Source organism: Hungatella sp. SB206 (assembly GCF_051132295.1).
GTDB classification, from domain to species: Bacteria; Bacillota; Clostridia; order Lachnospirales; family Lachnospiraceae; genus Hungatella; species Hungatella effluvii.
This window is the reverse complement of record NZ_CP096603.1, coordinates 150215-167877: the sequence shown is the minus strand read 5'-3', so window position 1 is coordinate 167877 and position 17663 is coordinate 150215. Positions and strand designations below refer to the sequence as shown.

Sequence of the window (17663 nt, the reverse complement as noted above, 5' to 3'; positions counted from 1 at the left end):
CTATACGGATTCCCGGAGGCATACCTCGCAGGGCACGATCACGGTCGGCTCATACGCTTCATTCCCCAGAATATCTGTCAGCATCCTGGCCGCCAGAAATCCCTTGTATTTCTGGTTCTGGCGGATGGTTGACAGCTTTGGTCTGGCGTATTCGCTGCTTAGGAGTCCATCAAATCCAAATACGGAAATCTGTTTCGGAATCTTTATGTGCTGCCCCCGCAGCGCGTTGATGACTCCCAGGGCCATCAAATCGCTGGCGCAGAAGAATCCGTCGATCCTCGGCTCCTTCTCCATAAGCCGGATCGCCTGCTCATGAGCCATGTCGTAACGGAAATCGCCCTTCACAATCCATTCCGGCCTGACCGTAAGCCCCGCCTGGCGAAGCGCCTGCCTATATCCCTCTTCCCGCTCCTTTTCCACGATGGAATGGCCGCTTCCGGTTATCATGGCAATGCGTTTCCGGCCGCGTTTCACCATGTGTTCCACGGCAAGTCTTGAATAATAGGCATTGTTGACGATGACACATCCCTTTCTCTCCCCTGTATACGGAATATCGATGAAGACACAGGGGAAATCCCCTTCAGCCAGCTTCTTAACCGCCGGTTCATCGTAATCCGCATTCATCAGGATCATTCCTCCCGCTCCCCGCTGCCTGCAGTACGTCTCGAAGCATTCCGGGCTGTTCTCCATCATATATACCACGGTCTCGTAACCGTTCTGATTGGCAAATGAATTCACTCCCTGCATAATACCAAAGAAAAAGGAGGAGTTCTCCGTCTGCTCGCTGACCCCTGTCACGACAACAGCCAGCTGCATCGGCTTCTTAGCAGATAACGTCTGTGCCGTCAGATTTTTCACATATCCCATGGCCGCGGCCGTCTGGCTCACGCGCCGTTTCGTCTCCTCGCTGACGTCCTGTCTGCCGTTAAGCGCCCGGCTCGTCTGTGACACCGACAGGCCGCAGGCCTTTGCTACATCCACCAGTTTTACCATACCGCACCTCCTCATGATCCACTGTGATCTCAAACCTTTCGCCTTTCCAGACGAATGAAAATGAAACACTTCGCCAGGATCCCGGCAGATGGGGTTCCATCGCAAGGCGCCCATCCTTTACCGATAAACCGGCGAACCCCAGAACGATACACTGCCAGATTCCGCCCATTGCCGCCGCATGAATTCCCTCTGCGGAGGACAGCCCGCCGTTTAAATCCACTCCGGCGGCCTTCCGGAACAGCCGGAAGCTTTCCTCTGCCATTCCGAGGCGGGCCGCCGTCATGCTGTGCACATTAAAGCTTAAGGACGAATCGTGTACACAACGCGCTTCATAATATTGATAATTTTTAAGAATAATATCCTCCGGAAACAGGTCCGGCATCGAGGACAGCAGCATTACCACATCCGCCTGCTTTAAGACCTGATATCCGCAGAGCTGTTCTACATTAAAGCTTTCCAGAATCTTCTTCCCACCCTTTTTAAACGGCGTCAGGTCCAGTTCCGGCAGATCTAAAAATGCCTCATCCTGCGGAATGATTCCCCTGCCATCCGGCTTTGGAAGCGCCAGCTTCTCCGCCCGGTCCTTCATCCATACTTCTCTGGAGACAGCGCCCGTCTTCTCCTCCAGTGCTTCCAGAAGATCCGTCTTACCTGCCTGCCGGAGCCTTTCCAGGATGCGGAGCGCCTCATTGATATTCCATGAAGCCATATAATTCGTATAGGCATTGTTGGATACGTGTTCACTGTATTCATCGGGTCCGATCACGCCGTGTATATCGTACTGTTTCTTCTCTTCGTTCCACTCCGCGCGGGAAGCCCAGTACAGCGCCGTCTCCAGTATCATCTCATAGCCGCACACTTCCATAAATTCGGTATCGTCCGTGGCTTCAAAATACCGCTGGATCGCATATGCAATATCAGCATTGACATGAATCTCCTGGGTACCGGTATAGATGGGAATCGGCTTTCCCGTCACCACGTCGGGCGCCCCCTCTGACGGTGTAACCTCTCCGTCTGTAATCCAGGCGCTCTCCCATGGGAACAGCGCCCCCTCACATCCGTACTGCGCCGCCTTTTCCTTCGCCTTCGGCAGCGTGAGATAGCGGTAGCGCAGCAGCCGTCTGGCCACCTCCGGCTCCGTGTACAACCAGGAGGTGAAAAGGAACATCTCCGTATCCCAGAACGTATGACATTTATATGCCTCCCCGGACAGCCCCTTCGCACCGATATTCATCCGCTCGTCATGCACTGGCGTCATGATTCGCAGGTGGTAAAGGGCAAATCTGGCCGCACAGGAATCAAACACCTCGTCGCTGTCAATCCGGATATCATGTAAGTCCCAGTACCGTTGCCATTCCTCGCCGCTCTCTTTAAGCGAATGATCGAATCCTGCTTTGGCGGCTTCGGCCGCCAGTGCATTGGCATCATCCACTATGGAAAGGCTCTTGTGTTTCCCACACGCTGTCTCTTTAAAAGGTGTATCTGCAAAAGGGCTTTCGCCGTCCCAATACTCTGCATCTCTGGAGGTATAAAAAGCGGCCGCATTTTCAAGCACGATCTCCTCCCCTTTTTCCGTGGAAATATGGTAGAGCGTTCCAATCCTGCGCCGGTCCATGTCAATGGAAGCGCGGTATGATCCTGCAGTCAGCCTCGGAGCGCAGGCAGCAGCAAAGCGCACCCCTGAATCCCACGCCTGAAACGACAGTTCCTCCCGCTCTCCCGGAACGCAGCGCCTCGTACCTTCCGTAAAATGCTGGGCCCCGCTGTTACTCACCTGTCCGTTGATTCCGGTCCTGATCTCCAGCTTTGCCGGTTCCTCCAAAATCAGAGACAGTCTCTGCATCAGCAGGTGGCGGTTCTTTAGCGACACAAACCGCTCCATCTTTACCTTCACCTTTTTTCCCTGTTCCGTTCTGTATGTAAAGTGCCTCTCAGCCAGCCCGTTATCCAGATGAAGCACGGCACAGTAATCCTCATGATTTCTTCCGCTCAGCTGGAGCAGCTCCCCGTCAATGGTAATCTCCTTTCCCATCACATCCGGAAGATTCGGAAGCTCAGAGACCTCGCCAAAACAGGAATCATACGTCCCTGCAATAAACGTATCGCGTTTCTGCCCGGGAACCGGCTCATCCACCGCGCAGCGTACCCCCAGATACCCGTTTCCCTGGCAGAACAGCGATTCCATCTGGGGCTGCCACGCCCGATCCCACCGGGACACCGACACGCTCCATTCCCCCAATTCTATTTTTTCCATAAAATACCTCACTTTTCCAAAACGTTTGTGGTACAAATATGATTCTATTATTGCAATATTACACTTAAAAGTCAAATATTTTATATAGAATATTTACTTCTTTTTCAAATATGAATGAAAACGTTTGTGGGATTGGTTTTCTCATGCTACAATAGCGTTAAAAGGAGGGGATTTCAATGAAAGAGACTTGGTGGAAAGAGGCGGTTGTCTATCAGATTTATCCGAGAAGCTTTATGGATTCCAATGGAGACGGAATCGGAGACCTGGGAGGAATTATCCGGAAACTGGATTATTTGAAAGAGCTGGGCGTAAACGTAATCTGGCTTTCTCCCATCTACCGTTCTCCCAATGATGATAACGGATATGACATCAGTGACTACTGCGAAATCATGGAAGAGTTTGGCACCATGGAGGAATTTGACCGGCTGCTTAAGGCGATGCACGAGAGAGGATTAAAGCTGATGATGGATCTGGTCGTCAACCATACCTCTGACGAGCATCCCTGGTTCCAGGCTGCATTAAAGGACAAAAACAGCCCCTACCGGGATTATTACTTCTTCCGGGATGGGAAACCGGGCGGTCTGCCGCCTAACAACTGGTGCAGTCATTTCGGATTTTCTGCATGGGAAAAGGAACCGGAAGGTGAACAGTATTTCCTGCATCTGTACACAAAGAAACAGCCTGATCTGAACTGGGATAATCCGTCTGTGCGGGAAGAGGTGTACCGCATCATGCAGTTCTGGACGGATAAAGGAATTGACGGCTTCCGCATGGATGTAATCAACTACATCTCCAAGGTCGCGGAGCTTCCTGATATGCCTGAGGATGGACCCTGTCTGGCCACACCTTACTTTGCCAACGGCCCGCACGTCCACGAATACCTTCAGGAAATGAACCGGCGCATCCTGAGCCAGCGGGATTTCATCACCGTCGGCGAGATGGTCTCGGTCACCACGGACCAGGCACGCCTCTATACTCACGAAGACCGCCATGAGTTAAACATGGTCTTCACCTTCGAGCACATGTATCTCGATGCGGTCGGTGAAGACAAGTGGCAGATCCGCCAATGGAAGCTGTCTGAACTAAAGGCTGTATTCGGGAAATGGCAGACCAGCCTGGCGGACGGCTGCTGGAACAGTCTGTACTTAAATAATCATGATCAGGCACGAATGGTAAGCCGCTTTGGGGACGACGGAAAATACCGCGTGGAAAGCGCCAAGATGCTGGCTACCTTCCTTCATACGCTCCAGGGAACTCCTTATATCTACCAGGGCGAGGAGCTGGGTATGACCAACATCCGGTTCGGCTCCATCGACCAGTACAAGGACATTGACACACTCAACCATTATACCGAGGCTGTCACGGTATTTCACGAGGATCCGGAACGCGTTATGGAAGCGATCTACGCCAAAGGGCGCGACAATGCCCGGACGCCAATGCAGTGGGATGCCTCCCCGAATGCCGGATTCACCGACGCGGTCCCATGGATTCCCGTCAATCCAAACTACACAGAGATAAACGCCGAAGCGGCCATCCGTGACAATGAAAGTATCTATCATTACTATCAGGATCTAATCCGTATCCGCAGAAATCATAAAGTTGTTGTCTATGGAGACTACAATCCGGTATGTGAAGAACATCCGTCCATTTATGCCTATACACGGCGCTATCAGGGGCAGATGCTCCTGGTGGTTCTTAACTTTTTCTCAGATCCGGCTGTCATTGACCTTCCAAAAGCGTGCCTTCCGGAAAACGGGGTCCGGCTGATTGGGAATTATGAAGACGCTCCGGCCTGCGAGGTACATATAAAGCTTCGGGCGTTTGAGGCTGTGGTATTCCTGGGAGGGGATAGGGTTGAGCAGATAATGATATAAGAATATTTCAAAGAATTATAATTTTTTATTTAAAAGGGTACTTGAAAAATACAAGTACCCAGTGTATAATATAAGCAGAAGTAATCAAGGGCTAACAAGAAACCGATGATTGCCGATCAAGCAAACAGTAATTTTAAGTTACCGGGCTATCCTCTCTGCCAAGAGGATAGCTCATTTTCTATTCTGGTGATTATCCAGATATGTAAGTACCGTAAATATCACTATTATTAACGATAATATTTCCATTTATAAAGCAATCCCCATTTACAACCATATGGAGTAAAACAAAATCATAATCCATCCTCTTCCCCACTCTTAACTCTTATTCCTACCTCAGCCCAGCCTGCCTGCGGATCAATCTGCACCCGCAGTGCCTGCAGTCCGGGTATAAGATTAAAGATACGCTCTGTACTGTACGGTAAAATCATCTCCCGGTTTGACTCCATCAGCACCTGCCCGTTCTTCTTACTTATCATTACCCGTTTCCCATTCTCTTCCACTGACACCGCTTCATCGGCGCCGGTCACCAATGGACAGATCAGCGTTCCGTCATCAAACTCCGCCCGAATGCGCAGTTCTTCCCCTGAAACCTGGTAAGTAAAACAATAGCTCTGTTCTCTGCCATACAACGTTCTGTGTTTTTCATCTCTCAGCTTTCCGCTGGCAGTAACCAGTCCGCCTTCTACCGATACCCGGACATCGTCATCATAGAGACTGCTGTAGACAATACCGTCCTTTTCGGCTTCAATTCTCACTGCCAGACACTCCTGTCTGACCCGGCAGGGAACCTGCATATTGTTTGGTTCCTTTAAAGTATACCTGCTCATCCCGGCACACAGCAGAGTTCCCAGTCTCTCATGGTGAAGAAGAGACAGTGTTCCGCCCCCGACATGGCCTCCGGGTAAATACTCCCAGTCACAGGCTGTCACCGTGGCTGTCATGGATCCCTTTGTTGCAGTCCAGCTTTCCGTCTCCGGGTAATACCGGATTCCCTCAATCCGCTGTCTTGGCAGGCGCCGCTCTGCCCGGTCGTCCGCTCCCTTCCGCACTAAATTTCTGTCCAGAATTCCAGCCAATACCTTTGCATGGGTAAACGTATGATGAACACAGGTTGCCTGACCGGCCAGCCTATAATGCGGACCTCCCGCCAGCAATCCATCCACGGTACATTCCTTCAGCAGATTTAGATTTCTTACAGCTGCCAATACAAAATCCGGGTTATCATCTGCCAGAAGCAGGTATCCCAGCGCACAGCCATCTGAAGTGCGGCTCCCCCAGTAGCTCCATTTATAATTTCTTGTCCCAAAACTGTTGTCCCAGGCACCATTTTCAAGCAAAAACGGCAGATGCGCAGCCAGTCCCCTTTCCGCAGCCTCCAGAGCTATCCGGTCTCCGCTCAGATGGCCGTACAGAGCCAGAGACGGCAGCGTCTCCTCAACATTGTACCCGATATCGATGGGGCGGCAGCCTCTTGGACTCATCTTTTCACGAGGCACCCCCTCTCCATACAGCAGATCATGTTCGGTAAATGGAAGCCCGGACGGCTCAGCTAGTTCTTCCGCTTTTCGTTTATAGCGTTCCTCGTGCAGCACCAGCCAGCACTCATATAAGGCCAACGCATTGGATATGGGATAATTGATATTATTATCCTTCAATTCATCAAACCGGTACAGGAATTCTGCCGCCAGCTTCAGGCGCTGTCTCCAGGCGGCTCTCGTTTCGTCTGACAGCAGCGCTTCATGAAACAACAGGCAGTCCGCCAGCTGGATCACATTAAAAACCGTCGTGCCCTTCCAACCGGAGTCAATGTCATTTAAAAAGGAGCCATCCTCCTGTGACACCGTATTTTCCGCCCAAATAAAAAGCCTCTCAGCGGCTTTCACCCATTTTTCATCTCTCTCAAGCGCAGCCATACATAAAAAGGGATACATCGCCTCAAAGCAGCGCCCGTGAATCTTTCCGCACGCGGGGCAGAGAAGGCCGCCGTCGAGCCTTGGATTATTCGTATTCCTGATCTGAAGGCGAAGCATGGCTTCGCACCATTCCTTCAGGAGATCTCTGCATACTTCTGCCATATTATTTCCCCCATTACCAGTATGGATTCCAGTCATACTTTAATCTCACCAGGCCTTCCAGATAATAATAATCCCCCCAGAGATTGCACTCGTCGATCCCATGGTCAATACAGTCGTTGTAAGGCGTCTTTCTCCCATATACTCCGTGCAGAAGAAGTCCATCCGACTCTGAATCAGATTTCGCCGCGCAGGTGTCATAAAGCGCTTTCATCAACCGGCTGGCAATTCCGGTATAGTACGAGGCCTTCTCCTCCGGCAGATATTTCGCCATCTCCAGCATACCGCAGGCCGCGACCGCCGCCGCAGAGGAATCCCGGGGTTCCATACTGCCATCCTGGAAGATAAAATCCCAGTACGGAACGAGACTGTGTGGAAGATGATCCAGGAAATACCCGGTTACCTCCTCAAACAGCCTGACATACTCCGGATTTCCCGTATAGCGATAGCTCAATGCGATGCCGTACACGCCCCAGGCCTGCCCTCTGGCCCATGCGGAGTCGGCGGAATACCCCTGATGTGTGACTCCCTTCAGCGGTTCCCCTGTCTCCGGGTCAAAATAATAGGTATGGTAAGCGGAACTGTCAGGACGGATCAGCACGCTCAGCGCCGTATGTACATGGGCCTCCGCTTTTTCCCTGTAAATTCTGTCTCCGGTTACCTCGCCGGCCCAATACAGCAGCGGCAGATTCAAAAGGCAGTCGATAATCAGCCGGTAATTTCCAGGCTCATCTGTCTTTCCCCATGCCTGCAGGAACTGCCCCTTCTCATGAAAACGCTCCAGAAGCCTGCGGGCCGCCTTAATTGCGGTTTCCTTCGCCTCCTCGCTGCCGGTCAGCTTCCAGGCCGCCACACAGGATGGCGTATACAGAAATCCGAGATCATGGGTGTCCGTCTCAATCTGATGATCGATGCGGTACCGAAAGGATTGGGTCTGCGCAAGCGCCGTCCGTTTCATCTCGGGATCGCCGGTACACTCATATGCCAGCCACAGCTGTCCCGTCCAGAAGCCGTTGGTCCACTGGTTATTTGGTGCTTCCGTGTAAAAGTGATTGGTACTGAAAATATGTTTGAACCCGGTTCCGAATCTGGACATGGAAAAACGGGTCTGGGACACGGCTGTTTCGAGGGCCTCTTCCAGTTCCGCCGGAGCCAGCTTCGGATAGTTCTGTAACTCTTCTTTTTTCATTCTCTTCTCCTGTTCTTCCTGTTTTTATTATAACACAGGAAAAGCCTCATATTTACGCCGGAATCCGGCCGCATCAAAGGGAGCCATTGTGAGTAAATCCCCTGTTTCCCGGCTGTGCGCGGCTAAGCGGTTCGCCATCTCTTCCGCTATCTCATCGTGTTTTCCGTCAAACATCAGATTGGAAGTTTCCTGCACATCCGCCTCCAGATCGTACAGTTCATAGAAGGTTTCATCCTTAAATAAATCCACGATCAGCTTCCATCTCCCCCATATCATACAGCGCTGAAAATTAGACCGGGAGCCATTTCCGTCATACTGGATATAAGCAGAATTTCTGTCCTCCGCCCTGCTCTCTCCACGAAGCAGCGGCATCAGCGATGTGCCGTCCATTTCATTTCCGCTATCCACCTGGAGGTAATCACACAGTGTGGGCAGTACGTCGATGTGGCTCACTACCTGGTCATACAATTTCTCAGAAGGTGTGAACTTCTTCGGGAACTTCATAAACAGCGGCACGCGGGCCGATTCCTCGTACATACACATCTTCTGAAACAGGCCGTGGGAGCCCAGCATCTCTCCGTGGTCGCTGGTAAAGAGAATCAGGCTGTCATCATAGATTCCCTGCCGCTTCAGCTCCTCCAGAACCCGTCCCACGCAGTGATCCAGCATTCGCACCAGCCCCAAATAGACTCTCCATGCCTCCTTCCAGTGCTCCCGCCCGTAGCGGGTCCCCACGATTCCCGTCAGATTATACATCTGAAGCGGGGACTGCCTGGGATAGTACACGCCGATATTATCCGGAAGCGCAAAGTCCTCCGCGCCCACCGCCCTGTACCATGGATCCGGTATCTGAAGCGGTGGATGAGGTGCTAAAAACATGGCGTTTAACAGAAGAGGCTTCGTGGTATCCCGCCGCCGCAGGCCTTCCAGCGCCATTTCCGTAAAATAAGAATCAAAATAATACTGCTCTCCCGGTTCATACCTCCCGGTCTCCGCGTTGGAATAGCTGCTCACCCTCGTAGCCTTTCCGTCCACCATTTCCGGTACCTTTGTACGGAATTTCCCACCTCCCGGCATGGCAACGCCGTGTTCCTTCAAAAATTCTTTATAACTCTTCTCCGTGGAAAACCAGCGCGTACCGGAATCCACACGGTCTTCCAATTTTCCTCCGGTTGTAAACAAATGCTGCTTCCCACTGTGGATACTGTCCCAATCCCGCTCCATCATTGTGTATAAGCTGCTAAATTCCGGCCTGACATCTCCATAAACGGCGTCGGCCGGCTCCCACGGGTTGATCAGAGAACCGTTTCTGTTGGGATAAGTTCCGGTAAAAAACGAACCTCTGGCAGGCACGCAGAGAGGGCAGGCACAGTAGGCCCGGCCAAACGCGGTCCCATCCGCTGCGATTGAGTCAATATTGGGGGTAAATCCCTTTCCCAGCACATCATACCGCAGCTGGTCCGCCATAATTATAATAACGTGTGGCTTCAACTTCCTGCTCTCCTTATTCTGCGCTGTAGCGGGCATAAGCGTCCTTATAAATCTGGATATAGCGTTCCACATTCATATCCTGAAGCTTCTTCTGGAACGAATCCCACTCGTCCTCCACGCCGCCTTCCACGATCCAGCCTGCATACTTCTGGGCTACGTAAGAGTCAATATCTGTCTGCAGCACGCCGATTTCTTCAATCTCGTCCCCAGTGAAGAACACATTGGGATACATCTCGTCGGCCGGTACATTGTACGGAGCATAGAAAGCATCCAGTTCCTTACGCTCTGTTAAGTTAGCGTTTAAGTCCAGCTTGTCAATGATCGGCTGCATCACTGCAAAGGTTCCGTCATTTCCCGGGCTGTAATCATGAATTGCCGTATCGAGAGTGACGCCTTCCGGCAGCTGCATCTGGTGGTAACGGCCTTCTCCGGTCTTCTCCAGAACGTGACCCAGCAAGCCCTGGCAGATCTCCAGGGAACTTTCCGGATCGTAGGACTGATCGATCCAGCGCATCAGAACTTCCGGATGCTCCGCTTTGCTGGTAATTGCGAAGGAACCCTTGGAGATGATCTTTGCATCCACGGTTCTCCAGATCCGCTCGCCGTTGGTATTGATAAGCGGCGCCATGGCTGCGTAGTCATCCTTGTTGGCCGCCGCTGTGGCATTGCCGCTCCAGCCTAAAAACATGCCGACAATCTTGTTGGGATCCTGAATTTTGGCCACATAGACGTTAAAGTCATGTGTGAATGCTTCCTTGTCCACCAGCCCCTTTTCGTACAGGGAATGGAACCAGGAAATGGCCTCTTTATACGGTTCTGTCATCGGCGTATATACAACATCTCCATCGTTGATCACGAAATGATAGATATCATCCAGCTGTCCGAAGGTTCCGAATAAAGACTGGATTCCCTGCTGCCTGTTGTAAGGGTCGCTGGAGCTCATACGGAACGAAAATGGGATTTCATCGTTTGTATTGCCGTTTCCATTGGGATCTCCGTCCTTGAAGGCCTGAAGAACGGTTTCCAGCTCTTCCCTGGTCTCCGGCACTTGAAGGCCAAGATTATCGAGCCAGGTCTTGTTGATGAACAGCTTGTCATGGGTGGTCGGATTTAACTCATTGATGGTCGGCAGCGAGTAGATATTGCCATCCGGCGCCGTAATCTGCTTCCTGTACTGTGGGTTCGCGTCAAGAATCGCCTTTAAGTTGGGCGCATACTCGTCTATCAGATCATTTAACGGGATCAGCATTCCCTGGGACGCATACTTGATGATATCCACATCTTTTAAGATATCCTGTCCGTAAAATGCATCCGGCAGCGTATTACTTGCAAACAGCAGGCTCTTTTTCTCATTCCATCCGTCATCAGAGGACATATTCCAGTTGACGATTACATTCGTATCCGTCTCCAGCTTCTGAAAGAATTCCAGCTCCTTAAAATTTTTATTTTTCTGTGTGCTGGCCGCGATCTCATACGTAATCGGCTGGTTGACGATGGGCAGACCTTCCTTATTTACTTCAAACGCAGCCTGTGTCTCTCCGGCTTCCGCGGCTTTGGTGGCCGCCGGCGCTGCCGTCTCGTTGGCCGCCTTGGGCACACAGGCCGTCAGGGCCGATGCCATAACCGTAACTGTAAGCAGTGTACTCATCAATCTCTTTTTCATTGTTTCCCTCCTGAAAAAATATAGTTTTATGTAATTCTCCTTCCAGGTCAGCCCTTGACGGAGCCAACCATAACACCCTTTGCGAAATGCTTCTGCAGGAACGGATAGATCACCAGAACCGGCAGAGTCGATACAATAATGACGCCGTACTTGATCAGCTCGGCAGCCTTCTGCTGTTCAATGATGCTGTCCACATCACCCAGGCCGGAAGCCTGATTCTGAAGCAGAATATTTCTCAGTGTCAGCTGCAGCGGATACAGCCCCTCATCCCTTAAATAGATCAGGCCGTTCATGAATTCATTCCAGTGCGCGACACCGTAATAGAGGACGAGCACCACCACAATCGTCTTCGACAGCGGAAGCACAATGCTGAAAAAGTACCGGATATGACTGCAGCCATCGATGGAAGCCGCCTCGTACAGTTCCTCCGGTATGCTGTTGCTGATATAATTGATGGCGATAATCAGGTTAAACACGTTGATAGCCGGAAGCAGAACCATAACCCACGGCGTATTGTACAGATGAAGATCGTTCATCCATAAGTAAGTAGGAATCAGTCCCCCCTGAAAGTACATGGTAAACATGACGAACAGCGTGAGCGGCTTCCTGGCAAAAAAGTTCTTTCTGCTTAACGGATACGCCAGCATCATGGTAAGAATCACGTTGATGGTGGTTCCCACCACGGTGTAAAAAATGGTATTGCTGTAGGATCGCCAAATCTTCGTATTTTCAAATATTTTTTCATAGCCGGTCGTGTTAAACCCGACGGGCCAAAATGCCACCTGGCCATTGTTGATCGCCACCGGATCGGAAACCGACGCGATTACGATAAAATATAGTGGATACAGTACACAGACTGCCACCAGGCCGAGTACGAGATAATTAAAGATATCAAACAGGCGGTCGGCCGGCGCCTGCGTCCCAAAGCTTCTGTGCAGCTTCGTTTTTTTCTGTGCCATTTTGTCCTCCTTGTTACGAGCACTTGGCGGCTCGTTACCACAAACTGTTGTCAGTCGTCTTCTTCGCAATGTGATTGACAGTGACCAGAAGTATGATATTGACCAGATTGTTAAACAGGTTGATGGCCGCTGAATAGCTGTACTGTGCATCTATCATACCAACTTTATAGATATAGGTCGATATAATTTCACTGGCTGCCAGATTCTGGGCATTCTGCATTAAATATGCCTTCTGGAATCCCAGATTCATCACCTTTCCCACCTCCAGAATCAGCATCATCACAACCGTAGGCAGGATACCCGGAATATCGATGTGCCAGATCCTCTGCCACTTATTGGCTCCATCCACCTGTGCCGCTTCATATAAGTCGGGGCTGATTCCCGCCAGCGCCGCGATATAGATGATTGCGCTCCACCCCGCGTTCTGCCAGATACCCGAAAGTACAAATGTCAGCTTAAAATACTTCGCATCTCCCAGAAAGAAGATGGGCTCACCTCCGAACAGCTGAATCACCTGGTTGATCAGACCATTTCTCGGTGATAAGAATATGTACAGCATACCGGTCAGGACGACGATTGATATAAAGTGCGGGCAGTACACGATCGACTGCACAAATTTTCGGAACCTCTGGTGCTTCACCTGATTCAGCATAATTGCCAGAAGAACCGGAATCGGGAACCCCAACAGAATCTGTAGAAAGCTGAGTCCCAGCGTGTTCTTAATTAATGGCCAAAACTGGGAAGATGAAAAAAAGCGATCAAAATGTTTGAAGCCGCACCACTGGCTCCCCCAGATTCCGTCCACCGCCCGAAAATCCTTAAAGGCGATCTGCACTCCATACATGGGTACATAATGGAACAGAATAAAATACAAAATAGGAACTGCACATAATAACAGAAGCTGCCAGTCGCGCCTCAGCGCCCTTTTCACTCTGTAAATCCCCGGTTTTCCGGGTGCAGGCCCGACCGCGTGTTTCGTGTCAGTACTCCCCTTCATTCCCTGAAACCTCCTCCATATTTATTTGTCTGACACCAGTATAGCGGCAGTTCCCGCCTCGTTTCAATTCACATTTTTTGCAGACCTTCCAGCCATTTTTCCAGCGGTCATAACCGCATACTGTTTTTGCTTTCTGCATTTGCCATTTTTTGCTTCTTTGCAGAATTTGCACTAGATTCCATGGGGCTTTCCGCCATTTTTTATTTATCTTTTCCTTGTCCTTATTTTCTTTCGCGGTACTTCGCTTGAAAGTGTTGTGCATTTACCATATAATAAATATTGTTAAATATCAGAAACGGGGGCGGTGATATCTTATGCTGAAAACAGGGAAAAAGCGAAAATTCGGGAGGCACTATATCCGCTATCTGATCTCCTATATGACCGTGCTCTTAATCCCTCTCGTCATCCTGACCTTCTTCTATTCATCCCGATTTATGAAGAAATTTTATGATGAGATCTACGAAACCGTAGACTTAGAGCTGCTGCAGATCAGCACTCAGCTCGACAATGAGCTGGAGTCCATGTTAAACATCGTAGGGCAGCTGACGCTGACCGGAACGATACACGATGCCTCCGAGGCGGAAACTCCACTGGCCCTGAGCCCGACCATCACCTATCTGTCGGCCTTAACCTCTGCGAACCCTTTTATCCAGGATATCGTTCTGATTCTGGATGGGAAAGAATACGTGGCCACCAGTTCCACGACCTGCCGGAAGGACTATTACTTCAGCCGCATTTTCCGCGTTCCCGGCATGAGCTCCAGGGAATTTCAGGATCTGCTTCTGAACAGCAAGGCCTCCTTCTGTCTTCCCAGGCAGAAGCTTCTCAACCTGGACTTAGGCCCTGCCGAGGCGAACGTCGTGCTTTTTTCCTACCCGGTCTTTACCGATTATCAGAAACACGAGGGCACAGCTCTCTTTTATGTAAACAACAGCTCCATCGAGGCACTTTTAAGCCAGAAGCTTCAGAGCTATCAGGCGCAGACCTATATCCTGGACCAGAACGGGGCCGTCGTAACCACCTCAGGGGAACACGATCGGATGCGCGGCATTTTAAGCACTTATCTGGGAGATTCCATAGAACTGTCGTCCACGACCAGTATAGATGGGGAAGAATACGTCGTCCGCACACACCGGTCCGAGAAAAATGGGTGGACGTATCTGGCTTTTATTCCGGACAGGCAGACCACATTTTCCCAGGTTTCTTCTATTATGAAAGAATTCCTGCTGGCTATCGTGATTATTCTGCTTATCGCCAGCTTCACCATCTTCTTTTTGCAGAAGGTGAATTACGCGCCCGTCCGCCGTCTGCGGGACAGGGCAAAGCTGATCTCCCCGGACGCAGCTTCCTACAACGAACTGGAAACCATTGCCGGAGCGCTGGATTACTTATCTACTCAGAACAGTTCACTGTCCACTCAGCTGGCCAACAGCCTCACAGCCGTTAAAAATGAACGCTTATACCGCCTCTTAAACGGCGCCTACGCTTCCAGAGAAGACTTCAATCTGGATTGTTCGGAGCTGGACCTCTCCCTGCCAAATGAGAACTTTACCGTCAGTATCGTGATGCTTCATAAACAGTTTGACAACTTGGACGGGCTGGCGCAGGAGATTAAGAAGCAGTTTTCCGTTCCTTATATTTACTATTATCTGCATAATTTCCATCCCAACCAGATCGTGCTGCTCATGAACCAGCCGGATCGTATGCCGGTCCCTGCAAGATTTTTCGGGGATGTGCAGAAATATTTATCCAGGCAGTACGGGCTGCTGACCACCGTCGGAATCGGCACCTGCGTGGACAGTACGGAGTGCATCGCCCAGTCCTACATGGAGGCCGTCAGCGCCCTGGACTACCGTTTCGTAAAGGGCAACGGCACCGGCATTGAGTTTCGGGAGGTCCTGGGGCCGGCGCACGCAACGGTTGTTTACCCTCACAAGGAATTTGAGAGTCTTAGAAATGCACTTTTTTCCCAAAATGAGCAGAACATCAGGGATGCCATTCAGAATATCATTCATTTTATGGAGCAGAGCCAGCTTCCTCTCTATCTGGCCAGAAGCATCTGTTTTGACTTAATCCATCTCGTAAATGAACACTGCCGCGGTCAGAAAAATGCAGCCTCCAACTCTCCGATCGAACTGTCGGGTATGGAGACTGCGCAGGAGATTATACAGATGCTCCGGGCCTGGAGCGAGCATTTGAGCGGGCTCACCACCTCCGCGGCCAAACGGGTCGTTCTGGATGAGGTTATGAAATACTTAGAGGCCAACTGCCTCCGCTGCGATTTTTCCGCTTATGAGGCAGCCGGCCACTTCGAGATGACGCTTCCGGCCTTCAGCAAATACTTTAAAGATCATACCGGTCAGAATGTGATGGATTACACCATTCACCTGCGGATGGAACGGGCAAAAGAACTTTTACGTACCACCGCGCTTCCGCTGAAAGAGATTTCCGAAGCCGTAGGCTATTACAATATCTCCAGCTTTACGAGGCGTTTTAAATTAAACCAGGGGATTACCCCCAGCGAATACCGAAAGGTGTTTGTAAAAGACAGGTCGGAAAGACCATCATGCTAAAATGGAACCCCCTCCATCTGGCACACCAAAAACAGAAGCGGCACCCGAATATAATCTGGGATGCCGCCTCTGTTATTTTTAATTAAACTGTCAGTTATTCCGTTTTCTCCAGAATTCCCATTCCCGCAGCAATCTTCTTTCCAAAGATCAGGACGATCAGTCCTGCCGCACAGGTAATCAGGCCGATTACCAGGAAGAATGGAACCTCAGAACCTTCCTTATAGAAATTCACCGCCAGGGTGTTAAGCGCCGCACCCGTGGACTGTGACATGGACCACACCGTAATCATCTGGGTTGCAAACGCCTGCGGGGCCACGATGGACGCACAGGAATATCCAACCGGGCTGGTAAATGCCTCGCCGAGGATAATAAGCAGATAGAACACTACGATCCAGAGCGGGCTTACCTTATCCGCAGCTCCGTAGAGCATGAAAGGAAGCGTCATGAAGAGCGGTCCGCAGCCCCACAGAATCGTTCCGATACCAATCTTTGCCGGTGCCAGAGGCTGTCTCTTTCCGAGCACACTCCACAAGGAACCGACCACGGCCCCTAAGAAAATGGCAAATACGGCCGGAAGTGTCTGGAAGGACGCCGCCGATATCTCCATTCCAAATATCACACGGTCCACTCTCTGTTCCGTAAAAATGGCAAGAATGGAAGTGGACTGGGTCCATACCAGCATGGCAAAGCAGTTGCAGACGAAGGCGGGGATTAGGTTGGCGACTCTCGTCTTCTCCTCTTTCTGCGTCTTCGGGCTTGTAATAATAATCACAAAGTAAATGATCGGGATAAAAATGGCGGCTGTACTGATTACGTTGGAGAATACCCCGATCGTCAGGATCCCGCTGATAAACAACACAGCAAATACAGCAATGGCGACTACAATCGCAACAATCATTTTTACAATAAAGCTTTTCTTCTTGTCCGCAGGAAGGGGATCATCCGGCTCGTAACCAATCGTTCCGAAAAATTTCTTCTCTGTGATCAGATAGGCTGCGACCCCCAGAGCGGCAAATACGGCACAGACCAGAAATGCTGCATGGTATCCGGTAGCCAGTGCAATGGCACCGGAGATAACAGGCGCTGCCGCGCCGATGTTGGATATCACATAACCAATCGTATAGGCTCCGTCTCTTCGGCTGTCGGACTTGTCGTAAAATTTTCCCATCAGGGCGTCCGCGCTTCTGCCGCAGAGCATGGCGGATACAAGGAGCAGGCACATGGCTCCCACGTATCCCACGATTCCGCCGAATGGCAGGGCGAGACAGACGTACGCCAGTACCGTGACGGCTCTGGAAAAGCACAGCGCGCGCCTCGTTCCCAGGATACGGTCGGCCACATAGCTGCCGACAATACCGAACATGAGGGAACACGCCGAATAAAGGGATATCAGCTGCGCCGCGTTGGCCTGGCTCAGTCCCAGCCCCTCCGGTTTTACAGCATACAGATAATAAATTAAAATGGCGCTCATGCCATAGCTGGCATAAGAATTGCATAACTGCATAAAGCTTAAGGTTCCCACTCCCTTGGGATGGCCTAAAAATGATTTCTGTTTACGTAACTCTTCATTTGAAATCGCCTGACTTGCTGTTTTCATG

General features: G+C 50.8%; 11 protein-coding genes. 2 read left to right on the top strand and 9 right to left on the bottom strand.

Annotation, left to right across the window (positions count from 1 at the left end; genetic code table 11):
- A complete protein-coding gene (locus tag M1L66_RS00745) occupies positions 1-993 on the bottom strand; it encodes a LacI family DNA-binding transcriptional regulator (protein ID WP_320921728.1) in 993 nt (330 codons plus the stop codon).
- Positions 926-3247 (bottom strand): glycoside hydrolase family 65 protein, encoded by a 2322-nt coding sequence (locus M1L66_RS00740; protein ID WP_434690260.1) that lies wholly within the window; start codon positions 3245-3247, stop codon positions 926-928. The genes M1L66_RS00745 and M1L66_RS00740 overlap by 68 nt, the downstream gene beginning before the upstream one ends.
- A gap of 176 nt (positions 3248-3423) precedes the next feature.
- On the opposite strand from M1L66_RS00740, the gene M1L66_RS00735 reads away from it, so the two are divergent.
- Entirely contained in the window at positions 3424-5121 is a 1698-nt protein-coding gene (locus M1L66_RS00735) for a glycoside hydrolase family 13 protein (protein ID WP_434690258.1), read from the top strand.
- 290 nt (positions 5122-5411) lie between these two features.
- Here M1L66_RS00735 and M1L66_RS00730 read toward each other — a convergent pair whose 3' ends face one another.
- From M1L66_RS00730 to M1L66_RS00705, 6 genes are read right to left on the bottom strand one after another with little or no spacing between them, the layout of a single operon-like run.
- Positions 5412-7196, bottom strand: coding sequence for a hypothetical protein (locus tag M1L66_RS00730; protein ID WP_434690257.1), 1785 nt, complete (start codon positions 7194-7196; stop codon positions 5412-5414).
- Positions 7197-7209: 13 nt separating this feature from the next.
- On the bottom strand, positions 7210-8382 hold the full coding sequence (locus M1L66_RS00725) for a glycoside hydrolase family 88 protein (RefSeq protein WP_434690255.1): 1173 nt from the start codon (positions 8380-8382) through the stop codon (positions 7210-7212).
- A gap of 27 nt (positions 8383-8409) precedes the next feature.
- Positions 8410-9873: a sulfatase family protein gene (locus M1L66_RS00720; RefSeq protein ID WP_434690252.1), complete on the bottom strand. Its 1464-nt coding sequence runs from the start codon at positions 9871-9873 to the stop codon at positions 8410-8412.
- A gap of 13 nt (positions 9874-9886) precedes the next feature.
- Entirely contained in the window at positions 9887-11536 is a 1650-nt protein-coding gene (locus M1L66_RS00715; RefSeq protein WP_434690249.1) for a hypothetical protein, read from the bottom strand.
- Between the two features lie 47 nt (positions 11537-11583).
- Positions 11584-12495 carry a carbohydrate ABC transporter permease gene (locus M1L66_RS00710; protein ID WP_110323592.1) on the bottom strand — a complete coding sequence of 304 codons (912 nt, stop codon included), beginning with the start codon at positions 12493-12495 and terminating at the stop codon, positions 11584-11586.
- A 34-nt stretch (positions 12496-12529) separates the two neighbouring features.
- On the bottom strand, positions 12530-13492 hold the full coding sequence (locus M1L66_RS00705) for an ABC transporter permease (protein WP_434690246.1): 963 nt from the start codon (positions 13490-13492) through the stop codon (positions 12530-12532).
- 314 nt (positions 13493-13806) lie between these two features.
- Here M1L66_RS00705 and M1L66_RS00700 point away from each other — a divergent pair, with 314 nt between their 5' ends.
- Entirely contained in the window at positions 13807-16065 is a 2259-nt protein-coding gene (locus M1L66_RS00700; protein WP_434690244.1) for a helix-turn-helix domain-containing protein, read from the top strand.
- A gap of 94 nt (positions 16066-16159) precedes the next feature.
- On the opposite strand, the gene M1L66_RS00695 is transcribed toward M1L66_RS00700, so the two are convergent.
- Positions 16160-17662, bottom strand: coding sequence for a peptide MFS transporter (locus tag M1L66_RS00695; RefSeq protein ID WP_434690238.1), 1503 nt, complete (start codon positions 17660-17662; stop codon positions 16160-16162).
- Position 17663: the final 1 nt, after the last annotated feature.

What these genes read in the sequence shown, in the direction of transcription:
- M1L66_RS00730 (WP_434690257.1), bottom strand. Translation starts at nt 7,196, where the DNA reads ATGGCAGAAGTATGCAGAGATCTCCTGAAGGAATGGTGCGAAGCCATG.
- M1L66_RS00735 (WP_434690258.1), top strand. Translation starts at nt 3,424, where the DNA reads ATGAAAGAGACTTGGTGGAAAGAGGCGGTTGTCTATCAGATTTATCCG.
- M1L66_RS00740 (WP_434690260.1), bottom strand. Translation starts at nt 3,247, where the DNA reads ATGGAAAAAATAGAATTGGGGGAATGGAGCGTGTCGGTGTCCCGGTGG.
- M1L66_RS00700 (WP_434690244.1), top strand. Translation starts at nt 13,807, where the DNA reads ATGCTGAAAACAGGGAAAAAGCGAAAATTCGGGAGGCACTATATCCGC.
- M1L66_RS00695 (WP_434690238.1), bottom strand. Translation starts at nt 17,662, where the DNA reads ATGAAAACAGCAAGTCAGGCGATTTCAAATGAAGAGTTACGTAAACAG.
- M1L66_RS00745 (WP_320921728.1), bottom strand. Translation starts at nt 993, where the DNA reads ATGGTAAAACTGGTGGATGTAGCAAAGGCCTGCGGCCTGTCGGTGTCA.
- M1L66_RS00710 (WP_110323592.1), bottom strand. Translation starts at nt 12,495, where the DNA reads ATGGCACAGAAAAAAACGAAGCTGCACAGAAGCTTTGGGACGCAGGCG.
- M1L66_RS00725 (WP_434690255.1), bottom strand. Translation starts at nt 8,382, where the DNA reads ATGAAAAAAGAAGAGTTACAGAACTATCCGAAGCTGGCTCCGGCGGAA.
- M1L66_RS00705 (WP_434690246.1), bottom strand. Translation starts at nt 13,492, where the DNA reads ATGAAGGGGAGTACTGACACGAAACACGCGGTCGGGCCTGCACCCGGA.
- M1L66_RS00715 (WP_434690249.1), bottom strand. Translation starts at nt 11,536, where the DNA reads ATGAAAAAGAGATTGATGAGTACACTGCTTACAGTTACGGTTATGGCA.